17 protein-coding genes are annotated in these 20,717 nt (G+C 60.3%); 9 read left to right on the forward strand and 8 right to left on the reverse strand.

What is annotated here, in order from left to right; genetic code table 11:
- Positions 1 to 41: 41 nt before the first annotated feature.
- The 7 genes from phaC to ACA067_RS01790 form a co-directional block, all read right to left on the reverse strand.
- Positions 42 to 1,721 carry a class II poly(R)-hydroxyalkanoic acid synthase gene (gene phaC / locus ACA067_RS01760; RefSeq protein WP_497460352.1) on the reverse strand — a complete coding sequence of 560 codons (1,680 nt, stop codon included), beginning with the start codon at positions 1,719 to 1,721 and terminating at the stop codon, positions 42 to 44.
- Between the two features lie 255 nt (positions 1,722 to 1,976).
- The gene (locus ACA067_RS01765; protein WP_497460353.1) at positions 1,977 to 2,357 is read right to left on the reverse strand and encodes a gamma-butyrobetaine hydroxylase family protein; all 381 of its coding nucleotides are present in this window, start codon (positions 2,355 to 2,357) and stop codon (positions 1,977 to 1,979) included.
- An 89-nt stretch (positions 2,358 to 2,446) separates the two neighbouring features.
- A complete protein-coding gene (hslU, locus tag ACA067_RS01770; protein WP_497460354.1) occupies positions 2,447 to 3,787 on the reverse strand; it encodes an ATP-dependent protease ATPase subunit HslU in 1,341 nt (446 codons plus the stop codon).
- 55 nt (positions 3,788 to 3,842) lie between these two features.
- On the reverse strand, positions 3,843 to 4,373 hold the full coding sequence (gene hslV, locus ACA067_RS01775; protein ID WP_007948954.1) for an ATP-dependent protease subunit HslV: 531 nt from the start codon (positions 4,371 to 4,373) through the stop codon (positions 3,843 to 3,845).
- 220 nt (positions 4,374 to 4,593) lie between these two features.
- A complete protein-coding gene (locus ACA067_RS01780) occupies positions 4,594 to 5,301 on the reverse strand; it encodes an SPOR domain-containing protein (RefSeq protein WP_128872197.1) in 708 nt (235 codons plus the stop codon).
- Position 5,302: 1 nt separating this feature from the next.
- Positions 5,303 to 7,039 (reverse strand): arginine--tRNA ligase, encoded by a 1,737-nt coding sequence (gene argS / locus ACA067_RS01785; RefSeq protein WP_497460355.1) that lies wholly within the window; start codon positions 7,037 to 7,039, stop codon positions 5,303 to 5,305.
- A gap of 252 nt (positions 7,040 to 7,291) precedes the next feature.
- A complete protein-coding gene (locus ACA067_RS01790; RefSeq protein WP_497460356.1) occupies positions 7,292 to 9,511 on the reverse strand; it encodes a primosomal protein N' in 2,220 nt (739 codons plus the stop codon).
- A 290-nt stretch (positions 9,512 to 9,801) separates the two neighbouring features.
- On the opposite strand from ACA067_RS01790, the gene rpmE reads away from it, so the two are divergent.
- The 3 genes from rpmE to ACA067_RS01805 all read left to right on the forward strand — a co-directional run bounded on the left by rpmE (position 9,802) and on the right by ACA067_RS01805 (position 12,298).
- Entirely contained in the window at positions 9,802 to 10,032 is a 231-nt protein-coding gene (gene rpmE, locus ACA067_RS01795) for a 50S ribosomal protein L31 (RefSeq protein ID WP_008080648.1), read from the forward strand.
- Between the two features lie 14 nt (positions 10,033 to 10,046).
- A complete protein-coding gene (locus ACA067_RS01800) occupies positions 10,047 to 10,847 on the forward strand; it encodes a thermonuclease family protein (RefSeq protein WP_497460357.1) in 801 nt (266 codons plus the stop codon).
- 182 nt (positions 10,848 to 11,029) lie between these two features.
- Entirely contained in the window at positions 11,030 to 12,298 is a 1,269-nt protein-coding gene (locus ACA067_RS01805) for a malic enzyme-like NAD(P)-binding protein (RefSeq protein WP_030129218.1), read from the forward strand.
- 284 nt (positions 12,299 to 12,582) lie between these two features.
- On the opposite strand, the gene ACA067_RS01810 is transcribed toward ACA067_RS01805, so the two are convergent.
- On the reverse strand, positions 12,583 to 15,027 hold the full coding sequence (locus ACA067_RS01810; protein ID WP_497462713.1) for a penicillin-binding protein 1A: 2,445 nt from the start codon (positions 15,025 to 15,027) through the stop codon (positions 12,583 to 12,585).
- Between the two features lie 216 nt (positions 15,028 to 15,243).
- On the opposite strand from ACA067_RS01810, the gene ACA067_RS01815 reads away from it, so the two are divergent.
- Genes ACA067_RS01815 through aroK form a run of 6 tightly spaced genes read left to right on the forward strand, consistent with a single transcriptional unit; the run spans position 15,244 to position 20,624 of the window.
- Complete coding sequence (locus tag ACA067_RS01815) at positions 15,244 to 16,308, forward strand: pilus assembly protein PilM (RefSeq protein WP_497460358.1); 1,065 nt, start codon at positions 15,244 to 15,246, stop codon at positions 16,306 to 16,308.
- Positions 16,308 to 16,871, forward strand: a complete 564-nt coding sequence (locus tag ACA067_RS01820) for a PilN domain-containing protein (protein ID WP_497460359.1) — start codon at positions 16,308 to 16,310, stop codon at positions 16,869 to 16,871. Before ACA067_RS01815 ends, ACA067_RS01820 begins: the two co-directional genes overlap by 1 nt.
- Positions 16,868 to 17,491, forward strand: a complete 624-nt coding sequence (gene pilO, locus ACA067_RS01825; protein WP_497460360.1) for a type 4a pilus biogenesis protein PilO — start codon at positions 16,868 to 16,870, stop codon at positions 17,489 to 17,491. The genes ACA067_RS01820 and pilO overlap by 4 nt, the downstream gene beginning before the upstream one ends.
- The gene (locus ACA067_RS01830) at positions 17,488 to 18,015 is read left to right on the forward strand and encodes a pilus assembly protein PilP (RefSeq protein WP_497460361.1); all 528 of its coding nucleotides are present in this window, start codon (positions 17,488 to 17,490) and stop codon (positions 18,013 to 18,015) included. Before pilO ends, ACA067_RS01830 begins: the two co-directional genes overlap by 4 nt.
- 13 nt (positions 18,016 to 18,028) lie before the next feature.
- On the forward strand, positions 18,029 to 20,101 hold the full coding sequence (locus ACA067_RS01835; protein ID WP_497460362.1) for a type IV pilus secretin PilQ: 2,073 nt from the start codon (positions 18,029 to 18,031) through the stop codon (positions 20,099 to 20,101).
- 4 nt (positions 20,102 to 20,105) lie between these two features.
- Entirely contained in the window at positions 20,106 to 20,624 is a 519-nt protein-coding gene (gene aroK / locus ACA067_RS01840; RefSeq protein WP_010464421.1) for a shikimate kinase AroK, read from the forward strand.
- Positions 20,625 to 20,717: the final 93 nt, after the last annotated feature.

Genomic DNA, 20,717 nt, shown 5'->3' on the forward strand with positions numbered 1-20,717 from the left:
TCGCATCGCCAGCAAGCCGGCTCCTACAGGTATAGGGTCATCTAGCGTTCGTGTACGTAAGTGCCTGGTGCCGCCTCGCCTGCCGGATACGCCTTGTTGCCCAGTTTCGCCGGGGCCTTTTTCAGGTTGCCGGAACGCTCGGCCTGCCAGGCCTGCCAATGCAGCCACCAGGAGTCAGTGTGCTTGGTGGAGTTTTCTTGCCATTCCTCAGCCTTGACCGGCATCTCGGTGCTGGTCATGTAGCGCGATTTCGGATTGCCCGGTGGGTTCAGAATGCTCTGGATATGCCCGCTGCTGGACAGCACGAATTCCACCTTGCCGCCGAACAGTTGCGCCGACTTGTAGCAGGACTTCCACGGCGTAATGTGGTCGTTGGTCCCGGCCAGGGAAAAGATATCGACAGTGACCTGTTTCAGATCGATCGGCGTACCGCACACTTCCAGTGCATCGGCGCGGATCAACGGGTTGCTTTTGAACAATTCGATCAGGTCGCCGTGGAAGGCCGCAGGCAACCGTGTGGTGTCGTTGTTCCAGAACAGGATGTCGAACACGGGTGGCTCGTTGCCCAGCAGGTAGTTGTTGACCCAGTAGTTCCAGATCAGATCATTGGGGCGCATCCAGGCGAAGACTTTGGCCATGTCGCGGCCTTCCAGCACACCGGCCTGATAAGAGTGGCGCTTGGCGCTTTCGAGGGTTTGTTCATTGACGAATAGCGCTACGTCGCTGTCCAGGGTGGTATCCAGCACACTGACCAGCAAGGTGAGGGCGTTGACCTTTTTCTCGCCAATTGCCGCGTAGTGGCCCAGCAGAGCCGTGCAGGTGATGCCGCCGGAGCAGGCGCCGAGCATGTTCACGTCTTTGCTGCCAGTGATCGCGGTGACCACGTCGACCGCTTCCTTGAGCGCTTCGATGTAGGTCGACAGCCCCCACTCGCGCTGCTCCTTGGTCGGGTTGCGCCAGCTGACGATAAAGGTCTGCACGTTATTGCGCAGGCAGAACCGCGCCAGGCTCTTGTCCGGGCTCAGGTCGAACACATAGAACTTGTTGATCTGCGGCGGTACCACCAGCAAAGGACGCTCGTGCACCTGCTCGGTGGTCGGCCGGTACTGGATCAACTCCAGCACGTCGTTGCGGAAGACGACAGCGCCTTCGGTAACGCCCAGGCTTTTGCCGACTTCAAATGCGCCCATGTTGACCTGGCTCGGCATGCCGCCGTTGTGCACCAGATCCTTGGCCAGATGCGAGAGGCCGTCGAGCAGGCTTTTGCCGCCGGTTTCGAAGAAGCGTTTGACCGCCGCCGGGTTGGCCGCGCTGTTGGTCGGCGCCATGGCTTCGGTCATGAGGTTGATCACGAAATGCCCGCGACTGGCATCATTGGGCGACAGATTGCTGTGGTCGATCCAGTCGTGGAGCTCCTTGCGCCACGCCAGATAAGTTTGCAAATAACGTTTGTAGAGCGGGTTCTGGCTCCAGGCCGGATCCGCGAAGCGACGGTCATCGCTTGTCGGTTGCAACCCGGACTTGCCGAGCAGCACGTGCGTGAGTTCGCGACCGAAGTGGGCGACATGCTTGGCACTGTGAATCGGTTGTTTGATGGCTTGCCTGAGCACCATTCGAGCAGAGGCCAGCAGATCTTTTCCACGCAACCCAACGACAGGATTCAGCCCCAAGGTGTTTTCCGAGGCCTGATACTTCAAGTCATCGTTATTCTTGTTACTCATCTACGACGCTCCATTGTCCCGACGAATACCCGGGCCGGCTGCGCAGTCTCACAGCCAATGCCAGGTACTACTGCTCGGGTGACCGTTAATTCCGCATCGCTGCTTTTCAGTTCAGCGAGCACTGCAGGGACCTTGCCAGTTCCATTGGTTACCCGAGTTTAATTTTTTTCGCAAGCAGGCCAATCGTCGGCCTGTAAGCCGAGCATTCAAACAGATGAAATTAGAAAATGCCCTCTAAAGAGCAAGAGGCCCGACCTAGAGCATCAGCTTGACGATGGATTCGCTCGGGTCGCGGGTTTTTCCAGCCGCTTTGAGTTCGGCAAGATAGTCGTTCCAGAGATCTTCTTGGCGCATGCCCAGCTGGTACAGATATTCCCAGGTGAACAGGCCGCTGTCGTGGCCGTCGTCGAAGGTCAATTTCAGTGCGTACTGACCGGCGGGTTCGACCTTGGCCAGGCCTACGCCGATCTTGCCAAATTGCAGGATAGGTTTGCCGTGGCCCTGGACCTCGGCGGAGGGGGAGTGCACGCGAAGGAATTCGGCGGGCAGGTGAAATTCCTCGCCGGACGCGTATTTCAGCGACAGGGTTTTCGAGGCTTTGTGCAGTTTGATGTCGGTGGGAATTTGAGTGGTCATGGAGGAGGGCTTCTGGGCTTGAAGCTACAAGCTACAAGCTGCAAGACAGTGATGTCCAGCTTGCAGCTTGTAGCTAGAAGCTTGCCGCTCTACAGAATGTAGCGCGACAGGTCTTCGTTCTGCGCCAATTCGCCCAGATGGTTGTTGACGTAGTCGGCGTCGATCAGGATCGCCTTCTCATCGTGGGCGCTGGCCAGGTCGCCAGCGCTGAACGACACCTCTTCGAGCAGGCGCTCCAGCAGGGTGTGCAGGCGACGAGCGCCGATGTTCTCGGTCTTCTCGTTGACCTGCCAGGCGATCTCGGCGATGCGCTTGATGCCGTCCGGCTGGAATTCGATGACCAGTCCTTCGGTTTTCAGCAGGGCGCAATACTGCTCGGTGAGCGACGCGTGCGGCTCGCTGAGAATGCGTTCGAAGTCTTCAGGCGTCAGCGCCTTCAGCTCAACGCGAATCGGCAGGCGACCTTGCAGCTCCGGCACCAGATCGCTCGGCTTGCTCAGGTGGAACGCACCGGAGGCGATGAACAGGATGTGGTCGGTCTTGACCATGCCCAGTTTGGTGTTGACGGTGCAGCCTTCGATCAGTGGCAGCAAGTCGCGCTGCACGCCTTCACGGGACACGTCGACGCCACCGGAATTGCCGCGCTTGGCGACCTTGTCGATCTCGTCGATGAACACGATGCCGTGCTGCTCGACCGCTTCCAGGGCCTTGGCCTTCAACTCTTCTTCGTTGACCAGGCGACCGGCTTCTTCGTCACGCACCAGTTTCAGCGCTTCCTTGACCTTGATCTTGCGGCTCTTGCGCTTGCCCTTGCCCATGTTGGCGAACAGGCTTTGCAACTGGTTGGTCATTTCTTCCATGCCCGGCGGCGCGGAGATATCGACGCCGACTACTTCGGCGACTTCGATTTCGATCTCCTTGTCGTCCAGCTGACCTTCGCGCAGGCGCTTGCGGAACAGCTGGCGGGTATTGGAGTCGGCCGACGGTGCGGCGTCATCGTTGGTGAAACCCATGCGTGCCGGTGGCAACAGGGCGTCGAGAATGCGCTCTTCGGCGGCGTCTTCGGCGCGATGGCGAACCTTGGTTATTTCCTGTTCGCGCAGCAGTTTGATGGCCGCGTCAGCCAGGTCACGAATGATCGATTCTACGTCGCGACCGACATAACCGACTTCGGTGAACTTGGTCGCTTCGACTTTGATGAACGGCGCGTTGGCCAGTTTGGCCAGGCGACGGGCGATCTCGGTTTTACCGACGCCGGTCGGGCCGATCATCAGGATGTTCTTGGGGGTCACTTCAACGCGCAGCTCTTCAGGCAGCTGCATCCGGCGCCAGCGGTTACGCAGCGCAATGGCGACGGCGCGCTTGGCATCGTCCTGGCCGATGATATGGCGATTGAGTTCGTGGACGATTTCACGGGGAGTCATGGACATAGTATTTGGCGGACCTCAAGCAAGAATGAGCCGTGGCACAAAGGCCTGAACAGGCTTATTCGGCGCAGTCCTGCTCCTCAATGGTCTGGGTGTGGTTGGTGAATACACAGATGTCGCCGGCAATACCGAGTGCGGTTTCGACAATTTCCCGGGCCGACAGATCGGTTTTCTTCAGCAGCGCGCTGGCGGCGGCCTGGGCATAACCACCCCCGGAACCCATGGCGATCAGGCCTTCTTCGGGTTCGACCACGTCGCCGTTGCCGGTAATGATCAGGGACGCGTCTTTGTTGGCGACCGCGAGCATGGCTTCGAGGCGGCTGAGGGTGCGGTCGGTGCGCCACTCTTTGGCGAGTTCGACGGCGGCGCGAACCAGATGACCCTGGTGTTTCTCGAGCTGGCCTTCGAAACGCTCAAAAAGGGTGAAGGCGTCAGCAGTGGCGCCGGCAAAGCCGGCGATCACCTGGCCGTGGTACAGGCGGCGAACTTTCTTCGCGTTGCCTTTCATCACGGTATTGCCCAGAGAAACCTGGCCGTCGCCGCCCATGACGACTTTGCCGTGGCGGCGAACTGAAACGATGGTGGTCAAGGGAGAGTCTCCACGCAGTGGGGCGAAAATGCCTTATGCCAACTCATATGGGGGTGGTGACGCGTATTTCAACTGTAGGGAGGGAGAGGGGACGAGCGGTGTTCTGCGTGATCGTTCCCGCGCTCCGCGTGGGAATGCCTCTAGGGACGCTCCGCGTCCAGTGACGCGGAGCGTCACGGGCTGCACTCCCACGCGGAGCGTGGGAACGATCAGTGGAGGGTCAGCGGCTCTGGCGTTGCTGTAACAGCAAATTGCTGAAACCGCTGCCGGCCAGTTGTTTCTGGGCGGTGGTCAGTTGCTCGCGGTTGCTGAACGGTCCAACCAGCACCCGATACCAAGTCTCATCCTTCACCGTGCCGGATTCAACCGCCACGGCCTGGCCCAACAGAATGATCTGCGCCCGAACCTTGTCCGCGTCAGCCTCTTTGCGGAACGAACCGGCCTGCAGGAAGAACTTGGTCACCGGCGCCGCTTTGGAAACCGGCGGCGCTGGCGGCGGAGTAATCCCGGCCAGTGCGGCCTGAGCTCGCGCGGTGTCGATCTTGGCCGCTTGCTCTGGCGTCACCGGCGTAGTCGGAATGGCCGGCACTTGCGGCGTCGGCAGCGTTTTCTCCGGCACCGCATCCGGCGGCACGATCACTTCCGATTCCGGCAGCAAGGTATAGAAGTCGTACTTCGGCTTAACCGGTTGTGTCGGGCTCGGCGGGGTCTTGTTGGCCTCGGCGATCCTGGTGGCTTTTTGCTGCTCGATTTTCTCGCGCTTGACGCTCTCGCTGCCCTTGCCCGGTTCCAGCTTCATCAGGAACACGATAAACGCGCCGACCGTCAGGCCGATGGCCATCCACAGCCAACCCGGGATCGGTTGCTTTGCAGGTGCTTGGTAACGGCTGGCGCCACGCTTGGGTGCAGGTTTTTTCTTGGCAGCCAACTTACATACGCTCCAGAGTTTCCAGACCCAAGAGTTCCAGGCCTTGCTTGAGTGTGCGGCCGGTCAGCGCGGCGAGGCGCAGACGGCTCTGCATTTGTGCCGGGGTGTCGGCGCCGAGGATCGGGCAGTTCTCGTAGAAACTGGAGAACAGGCCGGCAACATCGTACAGGTAGGTGCACAGGATGTGCGGCGTGCCCTTGTCGGAAACGTTGTTCAACACTTCGCCGAACTGCGCCAGTTTCGCTGCCAGTTCGTGTTCATGTGCGGCTTCGAGGACGATCTGCCCTTCCACTTCGCTGAAGTCTTTGCCGAGCTTGCGGAACACTCCGGCCACGCGGGTGTAGGCGTACAGCAGATACGGTGCGGTGTTGCCTTCGAAGTTCAGCATCAGGTCGAAGTTGAAGCTGTAGTCGCTGGTGCGATGCTTGGACAGGTCGGCGTATTTCACTGCGCCGATACCCACGACCCTGGCAATGTTGCGCAACTCGACCTCGGCCAGCTCCGGGTTTTTGTCCTTCACCAGGGTGTAGGCGCGTTCCTGGGCTTCGGTCAGCAGGTCGATCAGTTTCACTGTGCCGCCGTCACGGGTCTTGAACGGACGGCCATCGGCGCCGTTCATGGTGCCGAAGCCCATGTGTTCCATCTCCATCGGATGGGTCACGAAACCGGCCTTGCGTGCCACGGCGAACACTTGCTGAAAGTGCAGGGCCTGACGCTGATCGACAAAATACAGTGCGCGATCGGCCTTGAGCTTGCCGCTGCGGTAACGCACCGCCGCCAGGTCGGTGGTGGCATACAGGTAGCCGCCGTCGGCCTTGACGATGATCACCGGCAGCGGGTCGCCGTCGGCGTTCTTGAATTCGTCGAGGAATACGCACTGGGCGCCGTTACTCTCGACCAGCATGCCGGCGGCCTTGAGGTCGTTCACCACGTTGATCAGGTCGTCGTTGTAGGCGCTTTCGCCCATCACGTCGGCCATGGTCAGTTTGACGTTCAGCAGTTCGTAGATTTTCTGGCAGTGCGACAGCGAGATGTCTTTGAACTTGGTCCACAGCGCCAGGCAGTCCGGGTCGCCGGCTTGCAGCTTGACCACCAGACCACGGGCGCGATCTGCGAACTCTTCGGATTCGTCGAAGCGTTGTTTGGCCGCGCGGTAGAAGTTTTCCAGGTCCGACAGCTCGTCGCTGGTGATCGGGTTTTCCTGAAGGTAAGCCATCAGCATGCCGAACTGGGTGCCCCAGTCGCCGACGTGGTTCTGACGGATCACTTCGTCGCCGAGGAACTCCAGCACCCGCGCCACGCCGTCGCCGATGATGGTCGAGCGCAAGTGGCCGACGTGCATCTCTTTGGCCAGGTTCGGTGCCGACAGATCAACCACGGTGCGCTGCACCGGGCCGGCCTTGCGCACGCCAATGTGATCGTCGGCCAGGGCGGCATCCAGGCGAGTGGCCAGGGCTTGGGTGTTCTGGAAGAAATTCAGGAAGCCCGGGCCGGCGATTTCGGCTTTGGAGACGTTTTCGTCAGCCGGCAGCGCGGCGATGATTTTCTCGGCCAGGTCGCGCGGCTTCATGCCGGCCGGTTTGGCCAGCATCATTGCGATGTTGCTGGCGAAATCGCCGTGAGTCTTGTCACGGGAGTTTTCCACCTGAATCGCCGGCGACAGGCCTTCAGGCAACACACCTTCGTTGACGAGTTGGGTGATGGCTTGTTGGATCAGCTGGCGAATGGTGTCTTTCATGGTCTTCTCTTTCGACCGCAAGCGCGGCGGCGCTTCGATGCGCTGGTGGAAAAACTGGGCATTATCCGTTGCGAAGGCGGGCTTGCCAACTATAGCGGGCAGGTTGTGGATATGTGGTGACTATTCGGGCCCCTTCGCTGCGGTGCGGCGGTCCGACAAGCCAGCTCCTACAATGATCTCGGTTGCTCACACATTATGTGCCCACCACAAACCCCTGTAGGAGCTGGCTTGCCGGCGAAGGCGATCTTTAGATCAATACAAATCCACCGGATCCACATCCAAAGACCAACGCACCGCCCGCCCACTCGGCATCTGCTCCAGCACCAGCAGCCAGCTGCTTAACAGTCGATGCAGCGGCGCCCGAGCCGTCGCCTGCAACAACAACTGCGCACGATAGCGCCCGGCCCGCCGTTCCATCGGTGCCGGCACCGGCCCCAGCAGTTCGATCCCGGTCAGGTGCTGCTCTGCCAGCAAGCGCTCGGCCTCGCTGCACGCCTCGTCGAGAAAACCTTCGGCCTGCCCGGGCTTGTGCGCTTCGGCGCGTAGTAATGCCAAATGCGCAAAGGGTGGCAATCCCGCCGAGCGACGTTCGCTCAAGGCCTGTTCGGCAAAAGCGAAATAACCCTGTTCGGTCAATTGCACCAGCAGCGGATGGTCTGCAAGGTGGGTTTGAATGATCACCTTGCCCGGCTCTTCAGCCCGGCCCGCGCGGCCTGCGACCTGGACAATCAGCTGCGCCATGCGTTCGCTGGCGCGAAAGTCGCCGGAGAACAGCCCGCCATCGGCATCGAGTATCGACACCAGGGTCACCCGTGGGAAGTGGTGCCCTTTGGCAAGCATCTGCGTGCCCACCAGAATGCATGGATGGCCTTTCTGGATAGTGGCGAACAGCTGATTCATCGCGTCCTTGCGTGAAGTGCTGTCGCGGTCGACCCGCAGCACCGGGACGTCGGGGAACAAAATCCCCAGCCGTTCCTCGGCGCGCTCAGTGCCGGCACCTACCGGGCGCAGGTCAACTTTCCCGCACTTGGGGCAATGCCGGGGCACGCGTTCGACGTAGCCGCAATGGTGGCAGCGCAGTTCGCCGGAGCGCTGGTGCACGGTCATCCGTGCATCACAGCGTTGGCACTCGGACATCCAGCCGCAGTCGTGACACAGCAGCGTCGGCGCAAAACCGCGGCGGTTGAGAAAAACCAACACCTGCTGACCCGCCGCCAGCGTCTGACCGATGGCCTGCTGCATCGGCCCGGAAATGCCGCTGTCCAGTGGGCGACTTTTCACGTCAAGGCGCAGAAAGCGCGGTTGCTTGGCGCCACCGGCGCGTTCATTCAGGCGTAGGAGTCCGTACCGACCGGTGTAGGCGTTGTGCAGGCTTTCCAGTGACGGCGTGGCGGAGCCGAGGACGATCGGAATGTTTTCCTGCCGTGCACGCACCAACGCCAGGTCGCGAGCGTGATAGCGCAGGCCCTCCTGCTGTTTATAGGAGCCGTCGTGCTCTTCATCAATGATGATCAGGCCGGGGTTCTTCATCGGGGTGAACAGTGCCGAACGGGTACCGATAATGATGTCGGCCTCGCCGTCCCGCGCGGCAAGCCAGGCGTCCAGGCGCTCACGATCATTGACCGCCGAGTGGATCAGTGCGATGCGTGCATTGAAACGCTGCTCGAAGCGCGCCAGGGTCTGCGGGCCGAGGTTGATCTCCGGGATCAGCACCAGTGCCTGCTTGCCCGCTTCGAGGGTTTCGCGAATAAGTTGCAAATACACTTCGGTCTTGCCGCTGCCGGTGACGCCGGCCAGCAAAAACGCGTGATAACTGTCGAAACCGGCGCGAATCGCTTCATAAGCCGCACGCTGCTCGGGATTGAGCGGCAGCTCCGGTTGCGCCAGCCAGTGTTCGTGGCGCGCGCCGGGGGCGTGCCTGCGGATTTCCACCTGTACCAGGTCTTTAGCCAGCAACAGGTCGAGGCTGTCCTTGCTCAACATCAGTTTGCTCAGCAACTGATGGGCGACGCCGTGGGGATGCTGGGCCAGGGTCGCCAGGGCCTCACGCTGACGCGGGGCGCGGGCGATGCGTGGGTCGTCAAGGCTGGCGCCCGGCGCTGCGGACCAGAAGCGCTCCTGACGCGCTTCGGCCAGTTCGCCCTGGCGCAGCAACACCGGTAGCGCCCAACTCAAGGTATCGCCGAGGCTGTGTTGATAATACTGGGAGGTCCACAGGCACAGCTTGAACAGCGCTGGCGGCAATGGCGGCGTCGCGTCGAGAAGGGCCAGGGCCGGCTTGAGCTTTTCCACCGGGACTTCGCTGGTGTCAGTGATCTCCACCAGAATCCCGATCATCTCCCGTCGGCCGAATGGCACCCGCAGGCGCATGCCCGGATGCAACTGGGCGCGCAGGACACCGGCCGGGGCACGGTAATCGAACAGGCGGCGCAGGGGCGAAGGCAGGGCGAGGCGCAGTATGGCGTCGGGCACGCGGAGGGATCTCGATCAACAGGCTATAAAAGCGGGGTCGTACATCCCTTGTGGGAGCGAGCTTGCTCGCGATGACGGCGTGTCAGTCAACATTTACATCGTCTGGCACACCGCTATCGAAAGCAAGCTCGCTCCCACAAGGGATCGCGTATTGGGTCGGGAGCCTAGCAGACGGTCGGTGTAAGCGACAGCTTGCGTGATTGGCATTGTCTGGTAGAATCCGCGGCCTAATTATGTGCGGTATTCAACAATAGTGTTGAGTGGCGGCACACTAGCCTGAGGAATACACCATGAAAGCCGATATCCATCCAGCATACGAAACCATCGAAGTAACTTGCAGCTGCGGCAACAAGTTCGAAACTCGTTCGAACCTGTGCAAGCCACTGGGTACTGACGTATGCAACGAGTGCCACCCGTTCTACACCGGTAAGCAGAAGACTCTGGATACTGGCGGCCGTGTACAGCGCTTCGCAGACCGTTTCGGTGCTTTCGGCAAGAAAGCTCCTGCTGCTGCAGAGTAAGGTTGCAAAGCCCCATGGGCTTTACCTTGCTGATAAAAAAGGCGTCCCTCGCGGGCGCCTTTTTTGTGTCTGCGATTTGGCTTTCCGGTGCCCAGGCTTTCTGCCCGGCGCCGAGCGGGCTGACATCCGTTGTGGTGCAACGGGTGGTGGACGGTGACACGCTGCGCCTGAGCGATGGCCGCAGCGTGCGCATGATCGGTTTGAATACGCCGGAACTGGGCAAGAAAGGCCGTACCGACGAGCCGTTCGCGGTGGCGGCACGCAATCGCCTGGAAGCTCTGGTTGCGGCCAGCGACGGACGGCTCGTTTTGCTGCCCGGCAAAGAAAGCAAGGATAACTACGGCCGTACCCTGGCTCATCTCTACAGCACGGATGGCGCCAATCTCGAAGCGCAAATGCTCGCTGAAGGCCTGGGGTTCCAAGTGGCCGTCGCGCCGAATGTCGATCTGGTCGCCTGCCAGCAAGCCGCGGAACGCAGTGCCCGTCAGGCCGGGCTTGGCGTGTGGCGACAATCACCTGTACTGAAAGCGGAGCAGATCAACACGTCCGGTTTTGCCGTGCTCAGCGGTCGTGTGAGCAAGGTTCAGCGCAATCGCGGCGGGGTTTGGATCGAGTTGCAGGATTCAGTTGTATTGCGCGTTGCACCCAATGTGCTTGGGCAGTTCGATGTCGCGGCGCTTGAGCGGCTCGAGGGCAAGCGGATCGAGGCGCGTGGCTGGGTGGTGGATCGTTCGCGCCGTGGTGGAGGCAAAGACGGGCAGGCACGCTGGTTATTGCCGTTGACCCACCCGGTGATGCTGCACGCGGTACCCTGATAAAAAATTGTAGACATTTTTCATGTCGATTGTGGACAGTCTATCCCTTGTGTTCCGTGGCTCTTGGCCCAAAGTCGTAGGGCAGGCCGCTTGACAGGGGTGACTGGTCAGTCTTGTGGGGACTTTGCGACACGAGTATCCTCGGCGATCCGTCTGTCCAACAGTAAAAGCGGAATGCCCACATGTCTGATCTGAAAACTGCCGCTCTCGAATATCACGCCCATCCTCGTCCAGGGAAGCTGAGTGTCGAGCTCACCAAGGCCACCGCTACCGCCCGCGACCTGTCGCTGGCCTACAGCCCCGGCGTAGCCGAACCAGTACGCGAAATCGCCCGCGATCCTGAACTGGCCTACAAATACACCGGCAAGGGCAACCTGGTTGCAGTCATTTCCGATGGCACCGCGATTCTCGGCCTGGGTAACCTTGGCCCATTGGCTTCCAAGCCAGTGATGGAAGGTAAAGGCGTGCTGTTCAAGCGCTTCGCCGGTATCGACGTTTTCGACATCGAAGTCGACTCCGAAAGCCCGCAAGCCTTCATCGACACCGTCAAGCGCATCTCCATCACCTTCGGTGGCATCAACCTGGAAGACATCAAGGCACCGGAGTGCTTTGAGATCGAGCGCGCCCTGATCGAACAGTGCGACATTCCGGTATTCCACGATGACCAGCACGGCACCGCGATCGTTACCGCGGCCGGCATGATCAACGCCCTGGAAATCGCTGGCAAAACCCTGGCTGATGCCAAGATCGTCTGCCTGGGCGCCGGTGCTGCCGCCATCTCCTGCATGAAATTGCTGGTGAGCATGGGCGCCAACATCGAAAACATCTACATGGTTGACCGCACTGGCGTGATCCATTCCGGCCGTGACGACCTGAACCAGTACAAGGCGGTCTTCGCTCACGCGACCGAGAAACGCACCCTGGCTGACGCGCTGGAAGGCGCTGACGTGTTCGTTGGTTTGTCCGGTCCGAACCTGCTGAGCGCAGAAGGCCTGAAATCCATGGCGGCCAACCCGATCGTGTTCGCCTGCTCGAACCCGGATCCGGAAATCTCCCCGGAACTGGCGCATGCCACCCGTGACGACGTGATCATGGCGACCGGCCGTTCGGACTACCCGAACCAGGTCAACAACGTACTGGGCTTCCCGTTCATCTTCCGCGGTGCCCTGGACGTTCGCGCCAAGCGCATCAACGAAGAAATGAAAGTGGCTGCGGCCAACGCCCTGCGTGAACTGGCCAAACTGCCAGTGCCTCAGGAAGTGTGCGACGCCTATGGCGGCATCAAGCTGGAATTCGGTCGTGAGTACATCATTCCGAAACCAATGGATGCTCGCCTGATCACCCTGATCTCCGATGCTGTGGCCAAGGCTGCGATCGAGACCGGTGTGGCGACCCTGCCGTATCCGAAGAACTACCCGCTCAAAAGCGTGGATGATGTGTTCAACGGCTAAGCCGTTGTAGCGCTTCAACCAAAGGCCCCGGCTCTTATTGAGTCGGGGCTTTTTTGTATCTGGGAGTTTTGCAGTGGTAGTAATGGCCTCATCGCGAGCAAGCTCGCTCCCACAGTTGGCCGGTGTAAACACTAAGCCTGAGTACACCCTGTATCCCTGTGGGAGCGAGCTTGCTCGCGATGAGGCAATCACTGGCGAGTAGTTTTCAGGCTGTACAGAAATTGCAGATACAAAAAAGCCCCGCGCTTCTCTCGAAGGCGGGGCTTCTTGATGGGGCTGTGCGATCAGAACAAATCGATCGGCGCCCCTTCATCCGCTGGCAGCGGGCTGCCCGGCGCATTGCCGTTGCCCAGCTCGTTGCCCGACGGTGGCGTGTCCTCGGCCTTGAACAGTTCGAAGTAGGCGCCTGGGGTGCCTGGGGTGGCTGCACGGCCACTGATCGGGTCGACTCGCAGGCTGAGGATGCCTTCCGGCTCTCGCTGCGTATGGGGCGGCTTGTCTTTGAGCGCGGCGCCCATGTAGCTCATCCAGATCGGCAGCGCGACAGTGCCGCCGAACTCCCGGCGACCAAGACTTTCAGGCTGGTCGAAGCCGGTCCAGACGGTAGTCACGTAGTCAGCGTTGTAGCCGGAGAACCAGGCGTCCTTTGATTCGTTGGTCGTGCCGGTCTTGCCCGCAATGTCACTGCGCCCCAATGCCAGGGCGCGGCGGCCGGTGCCGCGTTTGATCACGTCCTCAAGCATGCTATTGAGGATGAACGTGGTGCGGCCATCGACAATGCGTTCGGCCACGGCCGGTGTTGGTGGCACTGGCTGGGCAGTCAGGGTGTCGCCTGGCGTTGCGCTGACGGTGAAAGCGTCGGCAGCCGGGACCGGGGCCGCGATGCCGTCGCTGACCACGTCGCCTTTCGGAACGCTTGGCGGGTTGGCGACGAACAGCGTGTCGCCGTTGCGGCTTTCGATCTTGTCGATAATGTACGGGGTGATCTTGTAGCCGCCGTTGGCGAAGGTGCTCCAGCCGGTGGCGATTTCCATGGGCGTCAGGGTGGCGGTGCCCAGGGCCAGGGACAGGTTGCGCGGCAGGTCCTGTTTGTTGAAACCGAACTTGCTGATGTAGTCGATGGTGCGGTCCACGCCCAGCGCTTGCAGCAGACGGATCGACACCAGGTTGCGCGACTTGTAGAGCGCCTCACGCATGCGGATCGGACCGAGGAAGGTGTTGGTGTCGTTCTTTGGGCGCCAAACCTTATCCAGGTATTCGTCGACAAACACGATAGGGGCGTCGTTCACCAGGCTGGCGGCGGTGTAACCGTTATCCAGCGCGGCGCTATAGACGAACGGCTTGAAGCTCGAACCCGGTTGGCGCTTGGCCTGCAGCGCGCGGTTGTAGTTGCTCTGCTCGAACGCAAAGCCGCCGACCAGCGAGCGAATGGCGCCGTTCTGCGGGTCGAGGGACACCAGTGCGCCCTGGGCTTGCGGGATCTGGCTGAACTTCAGTGAGTTGTCTGGCTGGCGCTGGACGCGAACCAGATCGCCGACCTGAGCCACATCCGACGGCTGCTTCGGATTGGCGCCCATGCTGTTGGTGTTCAGGAACGGACGCGCCCATTTCATGGTGTCCCAGCTGACGTGTTCTTCTCCGGTGCGGGTCAGCACTTGCAGGCCGGTCTTGTCGACCTGAATGACGATGGCCGGCTCAAGGCTGCTGATGGTGCGCTGTTTGGTCAGTTCGGTCGCCCAGGCCTCGCGGGTCTTGCCCGGCAGGCGTGACTCGGGGCCACGATAGCCATGACGCTGATCGTAGGTCATCAAACCTTCGTGGACCGCGGTGTTGGCCATTTCCTGCAGGTTGCTCGGCACCGTGGTGGTGACGCGGAAGCCTTCGGTATAGGCATCGCTGCCATAGCGCCCGACCATTTCGGCGCGGGCCATTTCAGCGATGTACGGCGCATTCACTTCCGGAGTCGGTACGTGATAACTGGCGTTGAGCGGCTCGTTGATCGCCGTGGTGTACTCGGCTTCGGTGATTTTGCCCAGCTTGTACATGCGCCCCAGGATCCAGTCACGACGCTCCTTGCTGCGGGCGGGGTTGGCCAGCGGGTTGAAGCGCGACGGCGCCTTGGGCAGACCGGCGATCATCGCCATTTGTGCCAGGCTGACGTCTCGAATCGACTTGCCATAATAGACTTGCGCCGCCGCCTCGATGCCGTAGGCGCGGTTGCCCAGATAGATTTTGTTCACGTACAGCTCAAGGATTTCATCCTTGGTCAGTTGTCGTTCGATCTGCAGGGCCAGGAGGATTTCGGTGGTCTTGCGCGAGAAGCTGCGTTCGCTGGTGAGGAAAAAATTCTTCGCAACCTGCATAGTGATGGTGCTGCCGCCGGACTGGATGTGTCCGCTCTTGATCAGCTGAGTGGCGGCACGCATCAGGCTGCCGGGATCGACGCCATAGTGGTTGGCGAAATTGTCGTCTTCGGCGCTGAGCAAGGCATTGATGAAATTGGGGGGGATGTCGGCGAAACGGATCGGCGTGCGGCGCATTTCGCCAAATTCCGCGATCAGTTTGTCGTCGCTGCTATACACCCGCAATGGAATCTGCAACTGAATGCTTCTCAGTGCCTCCACGGATGGCAATCCGGGGCTAAGGTATAAAAACGCGCCGCTCAGACCAAGGAGCAGTCCGCAGAAGACGGCGACGATGGACCACCCGAAAAATTTCAGCAGACGAATCAAGGCTTTTGGATATCCAGGGTAAAGAATGAATTAGGCTCAGGGTTCAGGTAAACAGGGAACGACCCGCGCTTGAAGTAAATATGGAAAAAAACGCTGGGCATTATAAGCATTTTTCCGTCGAGGGCGTCATTTGCGCTGCTGTCAAGACGGGTGGTTTGAACGCAATGCGTATTATGGAGTCCGTAACTCACGGAAAGTCATAGGGAATTGGTAGTGCTAGGACTCTTCAATAAAAAGGCGAATACGCTGCTGGGGATCGACATCAGTTCCACGTCGGTAAAGCTTCTGGAACTAAGCCGCCAGGGCGATCGCTACCGGGTCGAGGCCTATGCGGTTGAACCGCTACCCTCCAGCGCGGTGGTCGAGAAAAATATCGCCGAGCTCGAAGGCGTGGGTCAGGCCCTCTCACGCGTGCTGCTCAAGGCCAAAACCAGCCTCAGGAACGTCGCCGTGGCCGTGGCCGGTTCGGCAGTGATCACCAAGACCATCGAGATGGATGCCGGTCTTTCCGACGACGAGATGGAAAACCAGCTGAAGATCGAGGCCGATCAATACATCCCTTATCCATTGGACGAAGTCGCTATCGACTTTGAAGTCCAGGGCGTGTCGGCGCGCAGCCCCGAGCGGGTCAATGTGCTGCTGGCGGCTTGTCGCAAGGAGAACGTCGAAGTCCGTGAAGCAGCCTTGGCTCTGGCTGGCCTGACAGCTCGGGTAGTCGACGTCGAGGCCTACGCGCTGGAGCGATCGTATGGCCTGCTGACGCGTCATCTGGCGGCCTCTCAGGAGGGGCTGACGGTGGCGGTGGTCGACATCGGCGCCACCATGACCACCCTGAGCGTGCTGCACAACGGGCGCATTATCTATACCCGCGAGCAATTGTTCGGCGGTCGTCAGCTGACGGAAGAAATCCAGCGGCGTTATGGGCTGACGCTCGAGCAGGCGGGGCTGGCGAAGAAACAGGGCGGTCTGCCGGACGATTACGTCAGTGAGGTCCTGCAGCCATTTCGCGAGGCGCTGGTGCAGCAGGTGTCCCGCTCACTGCAGTTTTTTTTCGCCTCCGGTCAGTACAACTCGGTCGATCACATTCTGCTGGCAGGCGGTACCGCTTCGGTTTCGGGGCTGGACCGGTTGATCGAGCAGCGACTGGGCACACCTACGCAAGTGGCCAACCCCTTCTCCGATATGAGCCTGAGCAGCAAGGTCAACGCCGGTGCCCTGGCCAGTGATGCCCCGGCATTGATGATTGCCTGCGGGCTGGCCCTCAGGAGTTTCGACTGATGGCGCGGATCAATCTTTTACCCTGGCGCGAGGAGCTGCGAGAAGCGCGTCGCAAGCGCTTTTTGCTGGCACTGGTCGGTGTGCTGGTGGGTTCGGTGGGGGCGGTGCTGATTGCGGACCAGGTCATCAAAGGCGCCATCGATCGACAAATCGCCCGTAACGACTACATCGGCAAGCAGATTGCCGTGGTCGATGAGCGGATCAAGCAGATCAGCGACCTCAAGGCCCGTCGCCAGCAACTGGTTGAGCGCATGCGCATCATCCAGGATCTGCAAGGCAATCGTCCCATCAGCGGGCGCATCTTCGATCAGCTGGCGCGTACCTTGCCGGATGGCGTTTACTTCACCGAAGTGAAAATGGCCGGCAAAACCCTGTCCATTGCAGGCGCGGCAGAATCCAACAATCGAGTTTCAGACCTGATGCGCAATCTGGATGCGTCCGACTGGTTCGATGCGCCCAACCTCACGGAAGTCAAAGCGACCACCGCCGGTCAGCTGGATCAGGCCAATGTTTTTCAATTGACTGTTCGTCAGACTCAGCCGGCCGTGGAGAGCGCCAAATGACGCTGTCCGAATGGTTCGAAGGCTTGCGCAAGGTCGATATCAACGACCTGGATACCAACAACATGGGCTCCTGGCCGCCGACGATCAAGGCATTGGTGGGTGTCCTGCTGATGGTATTGGTGCTGGCGCTGGGGTACAGCTTTTACATCAGCGATCAGGAGGATCACCTCGACCTCAAGCGCGAGGAAGAGTCGACCCTCAAGGAGCAATTCACCACCAAAGCCCACATGGCGGCGAATCTGGAGCTGTATACCCAGCAGATGAAGGAAATGGAGAGCTCTTTCGGCGTGCTGCTGCGGCAATTGCCCAGTGACACCGAAGTGCCCGGCTTGCTGGAGGACATCACGCGGACTGGCCTGGGCAGTGGCCTGGAGTTCGAAGAGATCAAGTTATTGCCGGAGGCCTCCCAGCAGTTCTACATCGAACTGCCGATCCAGATCACCGTCACCGGTGCCTACCATGACCTGGCCACCTTCGTCAGTGGCGTAGCGGGACTGCCACGCATTGTCACCCTGCATGACTTCGATATTGCGCCGGCCAACCCTGAGGGCGGACCGAGGTTGCGCATGAGCATCCTGGCCAAGACTTACCGCTACAACGACAAGGGGTTGCAAAAATGAACCCGATTCGTTGTGTATCGATGATGGTATTCATTGCCGGCCTGACCGGTTGTGGCAGCGGCAATGACGTCAGTGATCTCGATGCCTACATGAACGAAGTGCGCCTGCGACCGCCGGGCAAAATTGAACCAACCCCGAAATTCCGGTCTTACCCGACATTCACCTACAGCGCCGCCAACTTGAGAAGCCCGTTTTCCAGGCAGGTCAGAGTCGATCTGGCGGGTCAGAAACACGGCTCGCGCAACGTCAAGCCCGACCCGGGTCGGGTCAAGCAATACCTCGAAGGTTTCAACATCGAGCAGTTTGAAATGGTCGGCACCCTCTCCAATGCGACGGGTTCCTTTGCGCTGCTGCGCGGAGCGGGCGGCGTGCATCGGCTGAAAGTCGGCGATTACCTGGGACGTAACGATGGACGGATCGTCGCCATCAGCGGCTCGCAGGTCGATGTGGTCGAAATCGTTCCGGACGGCCAAGGCGCCTGGCTGGAGCGGCCGCGGACCATCCCTTTGAAAGAGCACTCATAGTGGAACTCGAACAATGAACAGGATTTTCTCCACCCTCGGTATTTCGCTATGGATAGCGCTGCTGTCGCCGATGGTACTAGCGGCCAACCTCAAGACGCTGGATGTCGCGGCGTTACCGGGAGATCGCGTCGAGTTGAAGTTGTCTTTCGATGGACCGCCCCCGACGCCCCGTGGCTACACGACCGAATCGCCGGCACGGATTGCGCTGGATCTGCCCGGGGTGGTCAGTCAACTGAAGAGCAAGAATCGTGAACTGGGGGGAGGCAATGCCCGCAGCGCCACGGTAGTCGAGGCCAAGGACCGCACGCGGCTGATCATCAATCTGACTCAGTTGACCCCGTATGATGCGCGGGTCGAAGGCAACACGCTGTTCGTGGTCGTCGGGCAAGGCGCCGCGAAGGCCGCGCCCCGGCCCGCCAATACGCCTCGCGCGGCCACTGCAACGCCAGCCCCGGCCAGGACCTATGCGCCGGTGGGCAAGGCCATCCGGGGCGTGGATTTCCAGCGCGGCACCCAAGGCGAAGGCAATGTGGTCATCGATCTGTCGGACCCCTCCATCGCCCCGGATATCCAGGAGCGTGACGGCAAGATCATTCTCGGTTTCGCCAGGACACAACTGCCCGAGCCATTGCGGGTGCGCCTGGACGTCAAGGACTTCGCCACGCCGGTACAGTTCGTCAATGCCAGCGCCACAGGCGATCGGGCCACCATCAGCATCGAGCCCACCGGTGCTTTTGACTATTCGACCTATCAGACCGACAACAAGCTCACGGTCAGCATCCGGCCGATGACCGTCGACGACCTGCAAAAACGCAACGCCGAGCGTTTCGCCTACACCGGTGAAAAGCTCTCGCTGAATTTCCAGGACATCGATGTGCGCTCGGTGCTGCAACTGATCGCCGATTTCACCAACCTCAACCTGGTGGCCAGCGACACCGTGCAGGGCGGCATCACCCTGCGTTTGCAGAACGTGCCGTGGGATCAGGCGCTGGACCTGGTGCTGAAAACCAAAGGCCTGGATAAACGCAAGATCGGCAACGTGCTGCTGGTAGCCCCCGCCGATGAGATTGCCGCGCGTGAACGCCAGGAACTCGAGTCGCAAAAGCAGATTGCCGAACTGGCGCCTTTGCGTCGCGAGCTGCTGCAGGTCAACTATGCCAAGGCTGCGGATATCGCCAAGCTGTTCCAGTCGGTGACCAGTGCCGAGGCAAAAATCGACGAACGGGGCTCGATCACGGTCGATGAGCGGACCAACAACATCATTGCCTACCAGACCCAGGACCGCCTTGACGAGCTTCGCCGTATCGTTGCGCAACTGGATATTCCGGTACGCCAGGTGATGATCGAGGCGCGAATCGTCGAAGCCAACGTCGATTACGACAAAAGCCTCGGCGTGCGCTGGGGCGGTTCGGTGCAGAAAGGTAACTGGAACGGCTCCGGGGTCAACGGCTCTTCGACCACCATTGGTACGCCGGGCAGCACCAGCACCAACTCGCCGTTTGTCGACATGGGCACCGCCGGCAATACCTCGGGGCTGGGCATCGCGTTCATCACCGACAATGTGTTGCTCGACCTTGAACTGACTGCGATGGAGAAGACCGGCAACGGCGAAATCGTCTCGCAGCCCAAGGTGGTCACGTCCGACAAGGAGACTGCGAAAATCCTCAAGGGCACTGAAATTCCCTATCAGGAAGCCAGTTCCAGCGGCGCCACGTCGGTGTCGTTCAAGGAGGCCTCGCTGTCGCTGGAAGTGACGCCGCAAATCACCCCGGACAACCGGATCATCATGGAGGTCAAGGTCACCAAGGATGAGCCGGATTACTTGAACAAGGTCCAGGATGTGCCGCCGATCAAGAAAAACGAGGTCAATGCCAAGGTGCTGGTCAATGACGGCGAGACCATCGTGATCGGCGGGGTTTTCTCAAATACTCAGAGCAAGGTTGTAGATAAGGTGCCATTTCTCGGCGATGTGCCGTATCTTGGCCGCCTTTTCCGGCGTGACGTGGTTTCGGAGAAAAAATCCGAGCTGCTGGTATTTCTCACTCCGCGTATCATGAACAATCAGGCGATTGCTGTGAGTCATTGATTCTGTGCGAAATTTGATTCTTGTTGGACCGATGGGGGCTGGAAAAAGCACCATCGGCCGTTTGCTGGCCAAAGAGCTGCGCCTGCCGTTCAAGGATTCCGATAAGGAAATTGAATTGCGCACGGGCGCCAATATCCCGTGGATTTTCGATAAGGAAGGCGAGCCGGGCTTTCGTGACCGCGAGCAGGCGATGATCGCCGAGCTGTGCGGCTGCGATGGCGTGGTGCTGGCGACCGGTGGCGGCGCGGTGATGCGCGAAGCCAATCGTCGGGCGCTGCATGCCGGTGGTCGGGTGGTTTATCTGCACGCGTCCGTCGAGCAGCAAGTCGGTCGCACCTCGCGTGACCGCAATCGACCCCTGCTGCGTACTGCCGATCCGGCCAAGACCCTTCGGGACCTGTTGGCGATTCGCGATCCGCTTTATAGGGAAATCGCCGATCTGGTGGTGGAAACCGATGAGCGACCACCGCGAATGGTGGTGCTTGATATTCTCGAGCGCTTGCAACAGCTGCCTCCCCGTTAAAGCGCAGCGCGAAATGCGCTATCCTCGGGCGCTGTCATGGCCGCTCAAGGTTGTGGCGGATGGCTACCGAACGGCGTCACACCAGCAGGCGCC

The sequence above is a fragment of the Pseudomonas sp. LBUM1674 genome (assembly GCF_059695635.1).